Here is a 15,001-nt window from a genome sequence, read left to right on the forward strand (position 1 = left end):
TGCGTGCCGAGGCGCCGGTTGACACTGCTTCAAGGGGAGGCGCAGATATAGGCCCGTTTCGAGAACCGTTGCCCATGTTCCGTCAGTCCTTCCGGTCCGTCCTGCGCATCCTGCTCGCCTGCCTGCTGGCGGTCGCAGCCGGTGTGCCGGCGGGGGCGGTGGGGCCGACAATCCCGAACTATTGGGACGAGAAGGAGCGGCTGCCGCGCCCTGACCTCAGCAGCGTCGCGCGAGTTCGCTTTCTCATGACGTTGGACTTTCCGCCCTTCAGCTATCTCGATGGCCAGAACCGTCTGACCGGCTTCCATGTCGAGCTCGCCCGCGCCATCTGCCGCGAACTCGACATCTTGCCGCGCTGCCAGATCCAGGCATTGCCGTGGGAAGAGCTGGACACGGCGCTCGAGAAGGGCGAGGGCGAGGCGCTGATTGCGGGTACGCCGATCAATGCTGAAACGCGCCAGCGCTACATCTTCACCCGCCCGCACCTGCGTTTTCCCGCGCGCTTCGTGGTGCCGGAAGGCAAGCCGCTTGCCGAGCCGCTTTATCGAGGCGTCGCCAACAAGCGCATCGGCGTGCTGGCTTCGTCTGCGCATGAGGCGATGCTGCGCAGCTATTTTCCTGCCGCACGGCCGGTGACCTTTGCCCGCCCGGAATGGATGATGGAAGCTCTGCGCAAGGGAACGATCGACGGCGTCTTCGGAGATGGCATGCGCCTGTCGTTCTGGCTTGCGGGATCCGGTGCCGGCGGCTGCTGCCGCTTCGCCGGCGGGCCCTATCTCGCGCCGGAGTTCCTGGGGGCAGGGCTCGCGATTGCCGTCCGGCCGGAGAACGAACTGCTGGTGCAGGCGTTCGATCACGCCCTGCGCGAGATCGCCGCGAAGGGCACCTTCGCCGAGCTCTATCTCAAATATTTCCCGGTCAGCTTCTACTGAGCGAAGGTGCGGTGGCGGATGCTCGCCGCCTTGTCGATCGCCTCGACCGCCGCATGATCGACCTCAAGATGCTGACGCAGGATGTCGAGGATGCGGACCTCCTCCAGCTCGAAGGCATGGTCGGCTGCGGCGACATCGACCGCCAGCGCATAGGCGGTCTCACGCATCTCCGGCGACAGGACGTCCTTGACCATTGCTAGCACGCTCTCGAAGCCCGACGGTTTGCTCAGCAGCTTCTGGCAGTCCTGCGCCACCTCGAGCGTCTTCGCCTGCGGGAAGCCCGCGAAGGCCGGCAGCGTGCGAATGATCGCGCCGATACGCGAAAGCTCCTCGTCGCGCATTACTCGGTCGGATGCCGACACGATGACCATGATGTAGACCAGCGCTTCCTGCGGGGTCGGCTTAGCCATGAACTGCTCCTGTCCTGAAGGGTAGGCGTGACGCACCGCAAGGTAGGAAGCCGGCCCGTTCGCCGCAACGAAAAAGCGGCGCAAAGATTGACGCACCGCACCTGCAGCCTTAGAGGTTCACGCGCGTGCAGAGTGCCGCCAAACCCTCATGGAAAGCCAGAAATGAGTTCTTCGCGATCGAATTCGATTCATGTGACGCCGGAAATCCTTGCCGCGGCACGCGAAAGCAAAGCGTGGCCGTTCGAGGAGGCTCGCAAGATCGTCAAACGCTATGAGGGTCGCGACTGGCCGGAAGCTGTGCTGTTCGAGAGCGGATATGGCCCGTCTGGCCTGCCGCACATTGGCACCTTCGGCGAGGTGGCACGCACGACCATGGTGCGCCATGCCTTCCGCGTTCTGACCGAAGACAAGGTGCCGACGCGCCTCCTGTCGTTCTCGGACGACATGGACGGCATGCGCAAGATCCCGGACAACGTGCCGGACCGCTCGTTCCTCGAGCCGCACCTGCACAAGCCACTGACCTCGGTGCCGAACCCGTTCGGTGGCGACTACGAGAGCTTCGGGCATCACAACAATGCGATGCTGCGCCGCTTCCTCGACACGTTCGGCTTCGACTATGAGTTTGCGAGCGCGACCGACTACTACAAGTCCGGCCGCTTCGATGACATCCTGCGCCGCGTCGCTGAGCGCTATGACGACATCATGGCGATCATGCTGCCGACGCTCGGCGAAGAGCGCCGCGCGACCTATTCGCCGTTCCTGCCGATCTCGCCGAAGACCGGCCAGGTGCTCTACGTGCCGATCAAGAAGGTCGATCCGGTCAACGCGACTATCACCTATGACGATCCGGACGGCGAGGAAGTCACGCAGTCGATCCTCGGCGGCAGTGTCAAGCTGCAATGGAAGCCGGACTTCGGCGCTCGCTGGGCAGCGCTCAGCGTTGACTTCGAGATGTTCGGCAAGGACCACGGCCCGAACATGGGCGTGTACGACGCCATCTGCAAGGCGCTGGGCGGGCAGCCGCCGGAGCACTTCGTCTACGAGCTGTTCCTCGACGAGAATGGCGAGAAGATCTCCAAGTCGAAGGGCAATGGCCTGACCATCGACGAGTGGCTGACCTACGCGCCGACCGAGAGCCTTGCTCTCTACATGTTCCAGAAGCCGCGCACGGCGAAGAAGCTCTACTTCGACGTCATCCCGCGCGCCGTCGATGAGTACTATACCTTCCTGTCGGCCTATCACCGCCAGGACTGGAAGGAGCGCCTCGGCAACCCGGTCTACCACATCCACAGCGGCAACGTGCCGGTGGTCGACATGCCGGTCTCCTTCGCGCTGCTGCTCAACCTCGTCAGCGCGTCGAACGCGCACGAGCCGTCGGTGCTGTGGGGCTTCATCTCGCGTCATGCGCCGGGTGTCACGCCGGAAACCCATCCGGAGCTCGACCGCCTCGTCGGCTATGCGATCCGCTACTTCAATGACTTCGTGCAGCCGACCAAGGTGTTCCGTGCGGCGGACGAGGTCGAGGCGGACGCACTCAAGGCGCTGTCGGAGAAGCTCGGCTCGCTTGCAGCCGACGCGGACGGCGAGACGATCCAGAACGCGGCCCTCGACGTTGCTCGCGCAATTGAGCGCTACCAGGACCACAACAAGAAGGGTCCGGACGGCGGCCCGGGCGTGTCGGTGGCGTTCTTCCAGATGATCTACCAGGTGCTGATCGGCCAGGAACGCGGCCCGCGCTTCGGCTCGTTCGCCGCGCTCTACGGAATCGACAACACCCGGGCTCTGATCGGTAAGGCGCTGGCTGGCGAGCTAGTCGCCTGACGGCTGGGAAACTTCCGGCAGCGAGGTCGCTGCCGGCACAGCAGGAACGAAGGGAGCGGGGCCGAAGATGCCCCGCTTCTGCTTTTTGGCTTCCTCTTCGAGTTCGGCATATGGGCCGCCTGCTTCCGCGTGTGCCCAGCCCTGCGCGACCAGCCATTCGGCCGGGTTCTGCTTTCCGAGCTGGCATCCGGCAACGACCGTGCCGGAGCTTTCAGCCGGCAGCACGCAGCTCAGCGCACGCCCGCGCAGCCAGTTGCGGAAGGCGGTGCGGGCATGGATGCCGCACGGCCACTTCCTGCCGTCGGCCTCACATTCCTCGTCCGGTCCGACCGGAACGATGCCGGCGAGCCGCACCGTGATGTCCTTCGAAGTGAACTCACCCGAGCTCGTCGCCACCGGGCGGTGCAGCAGCGTTGGCTTCTGCTCCGACGGCCCGGCCTGCGCCACCTGGACTTCCTTCGGCGGCTCGATCCGCTCGAGCTCCTGCGGCGACAGGACGGGGATGGTGATGAGGTCCGGGCTCGCCGGCCGCACCTGAATGTTCGGCTGCGCCTTCGGCGCCTGAGCTGTTGCGCTGGCGGCTGGTTCCGCCGGCGCTTCCGGCGCGGCCGTGACGGTCTCATTAGCGGAAGCGCCCGGTGTTGGCACGGTGGGATGCGCGAGGAAGATTGCGGTTGCGCCGACCAGTCCGGCCAGACCTACTCCGATGGCGAGCGGGCGCATGACGTCACCTGTTACTGACTTGCCCAGATGATCCGGGCGATCCACTCGACCTCCCGCATTGGGATGGTGCGGTTGGGATGCTCGGGATTGAGGGAGACGAGCTCAACCGCCTCGCTGGTGCGTGCTGCGAGCAGCTTTGCGGTGACTTCCCCGCCGCGTGTGCGCACCACCACCCGGTCGCCCTTGCGCACACTGGCCGACGGATCGACGATCAGGATGTCGCCGTCGCGATAGAGCGGCAGCATCGAGTCGCCCTGCACCTGCAGCGCATAGGAGCCTTCGGGCGTTCCCGGCGGCACCGCGATTTCTTCCCAGCCTTCGCCCTGCGGGAAGCCGGCATCGTCGAAATAGCCGCCAGCACCGGCCTTGGCGAAGCCGATCAGAGGCACGGTCTGCCCCTTGCTGGCGCTGCCGCTGATGAGCGAGACCATTTCGTCCAGGGTAACACCAGTCGCGCTCAGGATCTTTGCAAGAGATTCAGTCGACGGCCAGCGCGGGCGGCCGTCCGGCGAGGTTCGCTTCGACTTGTTGAATGAGGTGGCATCCAGCCCCGCCCGCCGCGCCAGACCCGAGGGAGTCAGCGAATGCATTTCTGCAAGGGCGTCAATCGCTGCCCATAACTGGTGATGCGAAAGCATGGCTCATCCGTCGGAGCAGGAAAATTGCCTTTTCAAGAGGTTACAACCTTGATCGGGCGGGGTCCAGAAGAGGGGGAACGAAAACTTCGGCGGGGGATTTCTTAACCCTCAGGAGGAAGCCCCGCATGAGAAAGATCCATGGCTCGGCCTTGCCGAGACTGTTGCTTCTGCCGCTTGAAAGCCAGCTCGATCGCGTCGGACGGCGCCTGATGCAGCCCGACGGCGCGCCGCGCTTCGACTTCCGCCAGCCGCTCGGCGAGGAGGCGCTGCTGCCGCCGGACTCGGTGTCGTGGCGTATCTTCAAGAACCCGATCTCCTTGTTCATCGGCGGCGTTGCTGCAGTGATCCTCGAACTTGCCGAACCTGCCGTGCGCACGGGCGTGTGGGAGCACTCGTCCTTTCGCAAGGACACCGTCGGACGTCTGCAGCGCACCGGCCTTGCGGCGATGATCACCGTCTATGGCGCCAGGAGCCGCGCCGAAAAGATGATCGCCGGCGTCGTGCGCCAGCACGACCGCGTCGGTGGCACCACGCCCGATGGCCGAAGCTATAAGGCGAACGATCCCGATCTGCTCGACTGGGTGCAGGCGACCGCCACCTTCGGCTTCACCATGGCCTACAGCCGCTATGTCTCGCAGCTGAGCGCGGAGGAAATCTCGCAGGCTTTCGCCGAGGCGCAGGTGCCGGGCCGTCTTTATGGCGCGCGGAACACGCCTACCTCGCTTTCCGGCTGGGAGAAGATGCTCGCCGAGATGAAGCCGCGGCTCGAGCCGTCGGCGATCATCGACGAGTTCCTGTGGCTGGTATCCGAAGCGGAGGCGTTTCCGGCCGTGCTGCGCCCGCTGCAGCGCTCGATGGTGCGGGCAGCCGTCGCGCTGGTGCCGCAGGACGTGCAGCACATGCTCGGCCTGCCGCACCGCTACCGCATGCGGCTTGGGGAGGAGAACCTGCTGCGGCAGGCGGGCTCGATGGCCGATCGACTGGTACTTCCCTCGCTGCCGCCGGCGCAATCGTGCCTGCGCCTCGGCCTGCCGGCCGACTATCTCTACCACTGGATCCCGGACGCGCTGCCCGACTTTACCCCGCCCCCGGCGCTGAGGGCGACGTCGGGGTCGGGGAGGGGGTGAGGTGTTTAATGAGCGCGCCCTGCAAGGGGCAAACCCTCTTGGCTTAGGCTGGTAAGCGCAAACCACCCACCGCTGGTGGAGAGGAAATGTTCAGGCATGGATCGTCGGGTCAGGCCCGACGATGACGATGGGAAAGACGGGGAGGGATGGTCGGCGGCGGCAGAGCTTGCCATTGCTGCTTCAGTTGGCGGGACGCGGATAGCAGAAGCGCACACGTCCCAGCTTCGTCATCGTCGGGTTTGATCCGACGATGACGATGGGATGGGGGAAGGGATAGTCGTTGACGCCCGTGAGCCATTGCAGCTTCAGTTGGCGGGACGCGGATAGCAGAAGCGTACACCTCCCAGCTCGTCATCGTCGGGCTTGACCCGACGATCCATGCCTGAACGCCGATGAGTGGACGAGGCGTAGCAGCAGGCACGGCCTCCGGATCCTCCCCCATTTATGGGGGAGGTGGTGCGGAGCGCCGGAGGGGGGTCGTAGAGCGCGGGCAGTAGTATTTCCCCTGGGCGCTTCATTCGGGGGCGGGGCTGAGGGGGCACGAAAAAAAAGCCGGGACCGGCAGGTCGGTGGCCCGCCTCCGCCGCCGCGCTCCGTCACGCCCCCTCCACCATGCTTCGCATGGTCCCCCTCCCCCATAAATGGGGGAGGATCCTCAGGCCGAGTGCTTCAGCAGCGCTGTGGGTTTTCCTGACCTGATGCATTGGTGATCGGCCAAGCTTGCAGTTAAGGGGCCGTAATTTCCACCTGCACGACCCGGATCCTCTCCCATTTATGGGGGAGGTGGCGCGAAGCGCCGGAGGGGGCTCGTAGAGCGCGGGCCAGTAATGTTTCCCCTGGGCGCTTCATTCGGCGGCGGCACTGAGGGGTTTCCACGAAAAAGGCCGATGAGGCGGTCGCGATTCTCGCAGCGACCCCGCACTCACCAACCCTTGCAGCTGAGCCACCTTATCCGGATGCTGCCGCTTCTTAGGTCCTCTGCGGTGGCCGTCAGAGATGGTGCCCAGCAGCCGAAGGCCTGCCCCTTGCGCTGCTAAGCCCCTACACCCCTACACCCCTAAGCCCCTGCTTCCCTACACCGCCCCCTTCGCCAGCTGCCTGAGCCCAGCGTGCGAGGCCATGAAGATGCGCTCTTCCTCGCTTGGCGGGCGAGGGCGGGCGGTTTCGCCGAGCGCGTTAAAAAGGTCGTCGATCTTCAAAAACTGCCGGTTGCGGAAGTCGTAGACGCCGGCGGTCGTCATGACGAGGGCGGCGGTTCGTCCGTCCTCCAGCACGAAGCGGTGGCGGCCGATGACCTGCGTATCCTCCCAGGTCTCGACGGTCGAGACCACCTCGAACTTCGTCCAGAGCCGGATTTCCCGCACGTAAACGGCCTGCAGGCCGCCCATCATCGGCGCCCACTTGTTCTGGCGCGCGAGCTTCAGCAGGCCAGCCCGCGCAAAGATGTCGATGCGGCCAACGTCCGCCAGCATCATGTAGCGGGCGTTGTTGAGGTGCATGTTGGAGTCGATGTCGGTCGGCAGGCAGCGGAACGCAAGCCGGCTCTCGCCGCCGATCCGGTAGGTGCCGCGCGACCTGGCCGTCGCCATCATCCGTGCAAGGCGGAGCCAGACATACATTCTCGTCAACCTTTCGGAAGGGGCGGGCAGGGCCGCCCTGGCCGGCGGATCTTCCCCTGCAGGGGAAAGCTCTCGCTGGTCCTTTGGTCAGGAACGCCGGTCCCGTCAACCGGCGTGACCCGCCCCCGGGAGGGGGACGGGCAAAGCGGAGATGAGGTAAGCCGCGCCTTACGCGGCCTTGTCGGCCTTCGGATACGGGTTGAACCGTTCGTAGAAGGTCTCGCCCTTCGCCGCCATGTCGTGGAGCAGCTGCGGCGCCTTGAACTGCGCGCCGTACTTGCCCTCAAGGCGCGCGGCGAGCTCGACGAACTTCTTCACGCCCATACCGTCGATGTAGCTCAGCGTGCCGCCGGTGTACGGCGCGAAACCAAAGGCCAGGATCGAGCCGACATCGGCCTCGCGCGGGTCGGTGACGATGCCTTCCTCCATCACGCGCGCTGCTTCGAGCGCGATGGTGACGAGGAAGCGCTGCTTGAGCTCCTCGACGTCGATCTTGTCGGCGTCCTGCTGCGGGTAGAGCGTCTTGAGATCCGGCCACAGATACTTCTTCGCCGGCTTTTCCGGATATTCATAGAACCCCTTGCCGTTCTTGCGGCCGAGGCGGCCGTGAGTGTCGACCATGGTGTTGATGAGCTTGAACTGCTCGGGGTCGACCGCGCCTTCGCCGAGGTCGCGGATCGTCTGCTTCATGATCTTCTGGGCAAGGTCGATCGCGGTCTCGTCGGTCAGCGCCAACGGGCCGACGGGCATGCCGGCCATGCGCGCGGCGTTCTCGATCATCGCCGGCGGGACGCCTTCAATGACCATCTGGAACGCTTCAGCCATGTAACGCAGGACGCAGCGATTGACGTAGAAGCCGCGGGTATCGTTGACGACGATCGGCGTCTTCTTGATCGCGCGGACATAGTCGATCGCGGTGGCAATCGCCTTCTCGCCCGTCTTCTCGCCAAGGATGATCTCGACCAGCATCATCTTGTCGACCGGCGAGAAGAAGTGGATGCCGATGAAATTGGCCGGACGCGACGAGTTCTTTGCGAGCGAAGTGATCGGGATCGTCGAGGTGTTGGAGGCGAAGATCGCGCTCTCGGCAATGACCGCCTCGGTCTGCTCGGTCGCACCCTTCTTGACTTCGGAATCCTCGAACACGGCCTCGATGACGAGGTCGCAGCCTTCGAGATCCTTGTAGTCGACGATGGGCGTGATGAGAGAGAGAAGCTGTTCCTTCTCTTCCGCCGTTGCGCGGCCCTTCTTGATGGCAGCGTCCATCAGGCCGGCCGAATGCGCCTTGCCCTTCTCGGCAAAGGCGATCTCGCGGTCGAGCAGGACGACCGGGATGCCGGCCTTGGCGGTGACGAAGGCGATGCCCGCGCCCATGAAGCCGGCGCCGAGGACGCCGATCTTGGTGAACTTCGTTTCGGGGATCCCCTGCGGACGGCGCGCGCCCTTGTTGAGCTCCTGCAGCGAGACGAACAGCGAGCGGATCATCATCCGCGCTTCGGTCGAGCGCAGGATCTGCGTGAAGTAGCGCTGCTCGATGCGAAGGCCGGTATCGAACGGCACCAGCAGGCCCTCATAGGCGGCCTTGAGGATCGCGGCCGCGCCTGGATAGTTGCCGTAGGTCTCGCGACGCAGGATGGCAATTGCCGGCGGCCAGAGGTTTGCGCCAGCGGCCGAATAGACCGGGCCGCCCGGCAGCTTGAAGCCCTTCTCGTCCCACGGCTGGACCGGCTTGAGGCCATTCCTGATCATCGCCTTGGCGGCCTCGATCAGCTGGTCGGGCGCGGCGATCTCGTGGATCAGCCCCATGCTCTTCGCCTTCTTGGGCGTCAGGTTCTGGCCGGAGGTGAGCATCTGCAGGCCCGACTGCGGGTCGGTGAGGCGCATCACGCGCTGGGTGCCGCCGGCGCCGGGGAAGATGCCGACCTTCACTTCAGGCAGCGCCATCTTCACCTTGTCGCTGTCGGCGGCGACGCGGCCGTGGCAGGCGAGCGAGAGTTCGAACGCGCCGCCCATGCAGGTGCCGTTGATCGCCGATACCCACGGCTTGCCGGAGGTCTCGATCTTGCGGAACAGCCAGGTCATGCGACCGGCATTGTCGAACAGGAACTGGATCGCTTCCTGCTCGTTCGTGGCCTTCTTCTGCTCGTACAGGGCGAGCATCTTCTGCAGCATGGTCAGGTCCGCTCCGCCGGAGAAGGTCTCCTTGCCGGAGGTGAAGACGACGCCCTTGACGGCCTCGTCGGCGGTGACTTGGTCGACGATCTGCTCGAGTTCGTCCATCACCTCTTCGGTGAAGACGTTCATCGACTTGTCGGGCATGTCCCAGGTGACGAGCGCGATGCCGTCGCTGTCGGTCTCGACGGTGAAGTTGGTGTAGTTGGCCATGGAGAGTTCCTCCTCGAAATCGGTTGCGGCCGGGCCGCGGTTTCCCTCCCCTCAAGGGGGAGGGTAACCGCGCTAGACGCGCTCGATGATGGTCGCGGTGCCCATGCCCGCGCCGATGCAGAGCGTGACGAGCGCGGTGTTGAGGTCGCGGCGCTCCAGCTCGTCCAGGACGGTGCCGAGGATCATCGCACCCGTCGCGCCGAGCGGATGGCCCATGGCGATCGCGCCGCCGTTGACGTTGATCTTGTCGTGCGGGATCTCGAATGCCTGCATGTAGCGCAGCACGACCGAGGCGAAGGCTTCGTTGAGCTCGAACAGGTCGATGTCCGAGAGCGTCATGCCCGCCTTGTCGAGCAGCTTGTGGGTGACATCCACCGGGCCGGTCAGCATGATCGCCGGCTCCGAACCGATATTGGTGAAGGCGCGGATGCGCGCCCGTGGCTTCAGGCCAAGCGTCTTGCCGGCGGTCTCGGAGCCGAGCAGCACGGCGGCCGCGCCGTCGACGATGCCCGACGAGTTGCCGGCGTGATGGACGTGGTTGATCGCCTCGACTTCCGGGTGGCGCTGGATGGCGACCGCGTTGAAGCCGCCCATCTCGCCCGGCATCACGAAGGACGGGTTGAGCGAGGCGAGCGACTGCATGTCGGTGCCGGGGCGCATGTGCTCGTCGCGGTCGAGGATGGTGAGGCCGTTCTGGTCCTTCACCGGGATCACCGACTTGCTGAAGTAGCCGTTCTCCCAGGCGTGCGCGGCGCGGCGCTGGCTCTCAACAGCATAGGCGTCGACGTCGTCGCGCGAGAAACCGTATTTGGTGGCGATGAGGTCGGCCGAGACGCCCTGCGGCACGAAGTAGCCCGGCAGGCCGACCGACGGGTCCATGAACCAGGCGCCGCCCGACATGCCCATGCCGACGCGGCTCATGCTTTCGACGCCGCCGGCGATGACGATCTCGTCGAGGCCGCCGGCGATCTTGGCGGCACCGAGGTTGATGGCATCGAGGCCGGAGGCGCAGAAGCGGGAGATCTGCATGCCCGGCGCCTTGTTGTCGTAGCCGGCCTCGAAGGCGGCCGAGCGCGGGATCACGGAGCCGGCCTCGCCGACGGGATCGACGCAGCCGAAGATGATGTCGTCGACGGTCGAGGTGTCGAGGCCGTTGCGGTCGCGGATCGCCTCCAGCGTCTTCGCCGCGAGGCGGACGGCCGGCACCTCGTGGAGTGCCCCGTCCTTCTTTCCGCGTCCGCGCGGTGTGCGCACCGCGTCATAGACAAATGCGTCTGCCATCAGTCTCTCCCTTGGTTTGCCGGCCGCACCGCTCAGAGCGTGCGGGCGATCAGCAATTTCATGATCTCGTTGGTGCCGCCGTAGATCCGCTGGACGCGCGCGTCGCGGAACATGCGGGCGATCGGGTATTCGTTCATGTAGCCATAGCCGCCGAACAGCTGCAGGCACTGGTCGACGACCTTGCCCTGCAAGTCGGACAGCCAGTACTTCGCCATCGAGGCGGTGGCGGTGTCGAGCTCGCCGCGAACGTGGCGCGCGACACAGTCATTGTAGAAGACGCGGCCAACGGTGATCTCGGTCTTGAGCTCGGCCAGCTTGAACTGGGTGTTCTGGAAGTCGATGATCTGCTTGCCGAACGCCTTGCGCTGCTTGACGTAGTCGATGGTCAGCGCCAGCGCCCGCTCGCACATGGCGATTGCGGTCGCGCCGATCTGCAGGCGCTCCTGCGGTAGTTGCTGCATCAGCTGGACGAAGCCTTGGCCTTCCTCGGTGCCGATGAGGTTCGACGCCGGCACGCGCACGTCATTGAAGAAGAGTTCCGACGTGTCGTTCGACTTGAGGCCAATCTTGTCGAGGTTTCGGCCGCGCTCGAAGCCCTCGACCTCATCGGTCTCTACGACGATCAGCGAGGTGCCCTTGGCGCCCTTCTCGGGGTCGGTCTTGGCGACGACGACGATGAGGTTGGCGAGCTGGCCGTTGGTGATGAATGTTTTTGAGCCGTTGATGCGGTAGAAGTCGCCTTCGCGGACCGCGCGCGTCTTGACGCCCTGCAGGTCGGAGCCCGCGCCCGGCTCGGTCATGGCGATGGCGCCGATCAGCTCGCCGCTCGCCATCTTCGGCAGCCACTTCTTCTTCTGCTCTTCGGTGCCGTAGTGGAGGATGTACGGCGCGACGATCGCGCTGTGCAGGCCGATGCCGAAGCCGTCGACGCCGACATGGCTGATCGCCTCGAGGATCGCGCTCTCATGCGCGAAGGTGCCGCCCGCGCCGCCATACTCTTCCGGCATTGAGGCACACAGGAGGCCGTTCGCGCCCGCCTTCAGCCAGCTCTCGCGATCGAAGATCTCGTTCTTCTCGAACTCTTCGTAATGCGGCACGATCTCCGCCTCGAAGAAGCGGGTGGCCATGTCGTAGAGCATCCCAACTTCCTCGTCCGCCCATGCGGGCTTGGGAAGATTGAGAACGGTCGCGGGATTTGTATTCATATGCCTTCTTCCTTTCCCTCCCCCTTGAGGGGAGGGTGGCCGCGAAGCGGCCGCGCCTTCTGGCGCATTTCGAAACTGACACGCGTGCGTGGCATCGTCCCAATCCTCCCCGAGCGGGATTTGCATAGAAGCGTTGACGCGCTTCCGAGGCAACCCCACCCGTCCAGCCGCCTGCGGCGGCTGTCCACCCTCTCCTCAAGGGGGAGGGAGAGGGTGGCGGAACCGATCAAAACGCATCCTCCGGCAGAGCCATCATCGAATCGCAGCCTGAGGAGAGGCCCGCGAGGTGGGCGGCCGTCTCCGGCATGATGCGGTCCATGAAGTACTTGCCGGTGACCAGCTTGTGCTCGTGGATCGCGCTGCCGGCGCCTTCGGCAATCTTGTCCTGCGCGGCCTTGACCATGCGAGCCCACATGTAGCCGAGGGCGACGAGGCCGAAGAGGTGCAGGTAGTCGGTGGCGGCGGCGCCCGCATTGTCCGGCTTCTGCATCGCGTTCTGCATCAGCCACATGGTGGCCGCCTGCAGGTCGTTGAGCCCCTTCTTGAGGCCCTTGGTGTAGGGCGACATCTTCTCGTCGCTGCGGTACTGCTCGCAGAACTCGCCGACTTCCTTGAAGAAGGACTGGACGGCGCGGCCGCCGTTCATGGCGAGCTTGCGGCCGACGAGGTCGAGCGCCTGGATGCCGTTGGCACCCTCATAGATCATGGCGATGCGGGCATCGCGCACGAACTGGCTCATGCCGTGCTCTTCGATGTAGCCATGGCCGCCGAAGACCTGCTGCGCCATGACGGCGTGCTCGAAGCCCTTGTCGGTCAGCACGCCCTTGATGATCGGCGTCATCAGGCCCAGGTGGTCTTCAGCCGCCTGCCGGTCGGCCTCGTCGCCGGAGCGGTGAGCCACATCCGACTTCAGCGCGGTCCAGAGGATGAGCGCTCGGCCGGCCTCGTTGAAGGCGCGCATGTTCATGAGGTTGCGGCGGATGTCTGGGTGGACGATGATCGGGTCGGCCTTCTGCTCCGGCGCCTTGACGCCCGAGATCGAGCGGCCCTGCAGGCGCTCCTTCGCGTAGGCGACGGCGTTCTGGTAGGCGATCTCGCCGATCGACAGGCCCTGCAGACCGACGCCGAGGCGCGCCTCATTCATCATCACGAACATCGCCTTGAGGCCGCCGTTCTCGGCGCCAAGCAGGTAACCCTCCGCCTCGTCATAGTTCATGACGCAGGTGGCGTTGCCGTGGATGCCCATCTTCTCCTCGATCGAGCCACAGGAGACGGAGTTGCGCTCGCCGGGGTTGCCGTTCGCATCCAGCTTGAACTTCGGCACGATGAAGAGGGAGATGCCCTTGGTGCCTTCCGGCGCGCCTTCGATGCGTGCGAGAACGAGATGGATGATGTTCTCGCTCATGTCGTGCTCGCCGGCCGAGATGAAGATCTTCTGGCCGGAAATCTTGTAGGAGCCGTCGCCGTTGGGCACGGCCTTGGTGCGCAGCAGGCCGAGGTCGGTGCCGCAGTGCGGTTCGGTCAGGTTCATCGTGCCGGTCCACACACCCTCGGCCATCTTCGGAACGTAGGTCTGCTTCTGCTCGTCCGAGCCGTGCTCGATGATCGCGGCGATCGCGCCTTGTGTGAGGCCCGGATACATCATCAGCGCCATGTTGGCCGAGGACATGTACTCGGCGACGGCGGTGTGGACGGTATAGGGCAGGCCCTGGCCGCCGAACTCGGCCGGGATTGCGAGCGACATCCAGCCGCCCTCGCGATACTGGTCGTAGGCTTCCTTGAAGCCCTTCGGCGTCGTGACCGAGCCATCCTCATGGCGAATGCAGCCCTCGCGGTCGCCGACCTGGTTCAGCGGATGGATGACGTTTTCCGCAAGCTTCGCGGCCTCGCCGAGAATGGCGTCGAGAAGGTCGGCCGAGGCGTCGGAGAACCCGGGAAGATTTGAATAGCGCTCGTAGCCAAGCACGTCGTTGAGAACGAAAAGGGTGTCTGCAACTGGCGCCTTGTAGATCGTCATCAAATCCTCCTGATCCCATTGGTGCGCGCCGCAACGTGGCGGCACTACGCGTCGGGCGGGAACTTAGCGGATTTTGACGTTTGCGTAAACGTCACTTTGGAGTTGTGCGCTGGCTCATTGGGAGATCTGTTCGACCAGGCAGGAAAATTGGGTGAGCGGGGAAGAATCCCGGCAAGAAAAAAGGGCCCGCGCGGCGGCGGGCCCTTCAAGAACTGTCTGATCGGGTGGGGGATCAAACTTATGCAGCTTGCGCCTGCATGCGCGATGCGAGAACCGAACGCCAGTCGTCCAGGGCGTTCTGGAGGTCGCTCATGGCTTCCTCGATCGCTTCGCGCTGCTTCTCGAGCTTGACCATCTGGCGCTCGGACTTGTCGATCAGCGTACGCAGCTGCTTGATGTTGCGGCCCTCGGGGTCGTAGAGGTCCATGATCTGCTTGACCTCGCGGAGCGAGAAACCAACCTTGCGGCCCAGCATGATCAACTTGAGACGCGAAACGTCACGACGCGAGTAAAGACGAGTATTGCCTTCACGCTTCGGCGAGATCAGGCCCTTGTCTTCGTAGAAACGAAGAGTGCGCAACGTCACGCCGAACAGGTTAGCCATGTCACCGATACGGATATAGGTTTCGGCAACATCAGCCGTATTGGCCACGCTTTCGCTGGCCGGCATCATGTTCATCATTTCACAATTCCCCGTACTCGCGCCCGCATGGCTGCGGAACGCAAACTTGGATGTCCTCGGGGCGAAAGGCATCCGGCTCACTGCCCGACCGGCGTTAACCGCATCGATTGCGCGGGCATATATTCCCACGGAAATTATGCTGCAAGTGCGAAATGAAGTCG

12 protein-coding genes are annotated in these 15,001 nt (G+C 64.6%); 3 read left to right on the forward strand and 9 right to left on the reverse strand.

Features of this window, described 5'->3' with window-relative positions:
• Positions 1-74 precede the first annotated feature (74 nt).
• Positions 75-932 (forward strand): transporter substrate-binding domain-containing protein, encoded by an 858-nt coding sequence (locus tag L630_RS0115210; protein ID WP_024849102.1) that lies wholly within the window; start codon positions 75-77, stop codon positions 930-932.
• Here the strand turns inward: L630_RS0115210 and L630_RS0115215 are convergent.
• Positions 926-1,342: a tellurite resistance TerB family protein gene (locus L630_RS0115215; RefSeq protein ID WP_024849103.1), complete on the reverse strand. Its 417-nt coding sequence runs from the start codon at positions 1,340-1,342 to the stop codon at positions 926-928. The genes L630_RS0115210 and L630_RS0115215 overlap by 7 nt on opposite strands.
• A 162-nt stretch (positions 1,343-1,504) precedes the next feature.
• Between L630_RS0115215 and L630_RS0115220 the strand changes: the two genes are divergently transcribed.
• Positions 1,505-3,163 (forward strand): lysine--tRNA ligase, encoded by a 1,659-nt coding sequence (locus L630_RS0115220; protein ID WP_024849104.1) that lies wholly within the window; start codon positions 1,505-1,507, stop codon positions 3,161-3,163.
• Here the strand turns inward: L630_RS0115220 and L630_RS22235 are convergent.
• Both L630_RS22235 and L630_RS0115230 read right to left on the reverse strand, forming a co-directional pair.
• On the reverse strand, positions 3,152-3,886 hold the full coding sequence (locus L630_RS22235) for a thermonuclease family protein (protein ID WP_024849105.1): 735 nt from the start codon (positions 3,884-3,886) through the stop codon (positions 3,152-3,154). The two genes, L630_RS0115220 and L630_RS22235, sit on opposite strands and share 12 nt — an antisense overlap.
• A gap of 11 nt (positions 3,887-3,897) precedes the next feature.
• Complete coding sequence (locus tag L630_RS0115230; protein ID WP_024849106.1) at positions 3,898-4,524, reverse strand: helix-turn-helix transcriptional regulator; 627 nt, start codon at positions 4,522-4,524, stop codon at positions 3,898-3,900.
• 125 nt (positions 4,525-4,649) lie between these two features.
• Between L630_RS0115230 and L630_RS21570 the strand changes: the two genes are divergently transcribed.
• A complete protein-coding gene (locus L630_RS21570) occupies positions 4,650-5,651 on the forward strand; it encodes an oxygenase MpaB family protein (protein WP_024849107.1) in 1,002 nt (333 codons plus the stop codon).
• A 1,073-nt stretch (positions 5,652-6,724) separates the two neighbouring features.
• Here the strand turns inward: L630_RS21570 and L630_RS0115240 are convergent.
• The 6 genes from L630_RS0115240 to L630_RS0115270 form a co-directional block, all read right to left on the reverse strand.
• Complete coding sequence (locus tag L630_RS0115240; RefSeq protein WP_024849108.1) at positions 6,725-7,270, reverse strand: thioesterase family protein; 546 nt, start codon at positions 7,268-7,270, stop codon at positions 6,725-6,727.
• A gap of 168 nt (positions 7,271-7,438) precedes the next feature.
• Complete coding sequence (locus tag L630_RS0115245; protein WP_024849109.1) at positions 7,439-9,655, reverse strand: 3-hydroxyacyl-CoA dehydrogenase NAD-binding domain-containing protein; 2,217 nt, start codon at positions 9,653-9,655, stop codon at positions 7,439-7,441.
• 72 nt (positions 9,656-9,727) lie between these two features.
• Positions 9,728-10,936, reverse strand: a complete 1,209-nt coding sequence (locus L630_RS0115250) for an acetyl-CoA C-acetyltransferase (protein ID WP_024849110.1) — start codon at positions 10,934-10,936, stop codon at positions 9,728-9,730.
• 32 nt (positions 10,937-10,968) lie between these two features.
• Complete coding sequence (locus tag L630_RS0115255; RefSeq protein ID WP_024849111.1) at positions 10,969-12,141, reverse strand: acyl-CoA dehydrogenase family protein; 1,173 nt, start codon at positions 12,139-12,141, stop codon at positions 10,969-10,971.
• Between the two features lie 226 nt (positions 12,142-12,367).
• Complete coding sequence (locus L630_RS0115265) at positions 12,368-14,158, reverse strand: acyl-CoA dehydrogenase C-terminal domain-containing protein (protein ID WP_024849113.1); 1,791 nt, start codon at positions 14,156-14,158, stop codon at positions 12,368-12,370.
• A 238-nt stretch (positions 14,159-14,396) separates the two neighbouring features.
• Positions 14,397-14,837 (reverse strand): MerR family DNA-binding transcriptional regulator, encoded by a 441-nt coding sequence (locus L630_RS0115270; protein WP_024849114.1) that lies wholly within the window; start codon positions 14,835-14,837, stop codon positions 14,397-14,399.
• Positions 14,838-15,001: the final 164 nt, after the last annotated feature.

This window comes from Aminobacter sp. J41, assembly GCF_000526635.1.
GTDB lineage: Bacteria > Pseudomonadota > Alphaproteobacteria > Rhizobiales > Rhizobiaceae > Aerobium.

Bases quoted from the DNA above. Each gene is read 5' to 3' on its own strand.
- L630_RS0115230 (WP_024849106.1), bottom strand. From the start codon at position 4,524: ATGCTTTCGCATCACCAGTTATGGGCAGCGATTGACGCCCTTGCAGAA.
- L630_RS0115250 (WP_024849110.1), bottom strand. From the start codon at position 10,936: ATGGCAGACGCATTTGTCTATGACGCGGTGCGCACACCGCGCGGACGC.
- L630_RS0115255 (WP_024849111.1), bottom strand. From the start codon at position 12,141: ATGAATACAAATCCCGCGACCGTTCTCAATCTTCCCAAGCCCGCATGG.
- L630_RS22235 (WP_024849105.1), bottom strand. From the start codon at position 3,886: ATGCGCCCGCTCGCCATCGGAGTAGGTCTGGCCGGACTGGTCGGCGCA.
- L630_RS21570 (WP_024849107.1), top strand. From the start codon at position 4,650: ATGAGAAAGATCCATGGCTCGGCCTTGCCGAGACTGTTGCTTCTGCCG.
- L630_RS0115215 (WP_024849103.1), bottom strand. From the start codon at position 1,342: ATGGCTAAGCCGACCCCGCAGGAAGCGCTGGTCTACATCATGGTCATC.
- L630_RS0115240 (WP_024849108.1), bottom strand. From the start codon at position 7,270: ATGTATGTCTGGCTCCGCCTTGCACGGATGATGGCGACGGCCAGGTCG.
- L630_RS0115265 (WP_024849113.1), bottom strand. From the start codon at position 14,158: ATGACGATCTACAAGGCGCCAGTTGCAGACACCCTTTTCGTTCTCAAC.
- L630_RS0115210 (WP_024849102.1), top strand. From the start codon at position 75: ATGTTCCGTCAGTCCTTCCGGTCCGTCCTGCGCATCCTGCTCGCCTGC.
- L630_RS0115220 (WP_024849104.1), top strand. From the start codon at position 1,505: ATGAGTTCTTCGCGATCGAATTCGATTCATGTGACGCCGGAAATCCTT.
- L630_RS0115245 (WP_024849109.1), bottom strand. From the start codon at position 9,655: ATGGCCAACTACACCAACTTCACCGTCGAGACCGACAGCGACGGCATC.
- L630_RS0115270 (WP_024849114.1), bottom strand. From the start codon at position 14,837: ATGAACATGATGCCGGCCAGCGAAAGCGTGGCCAATACGGCTGATGTT.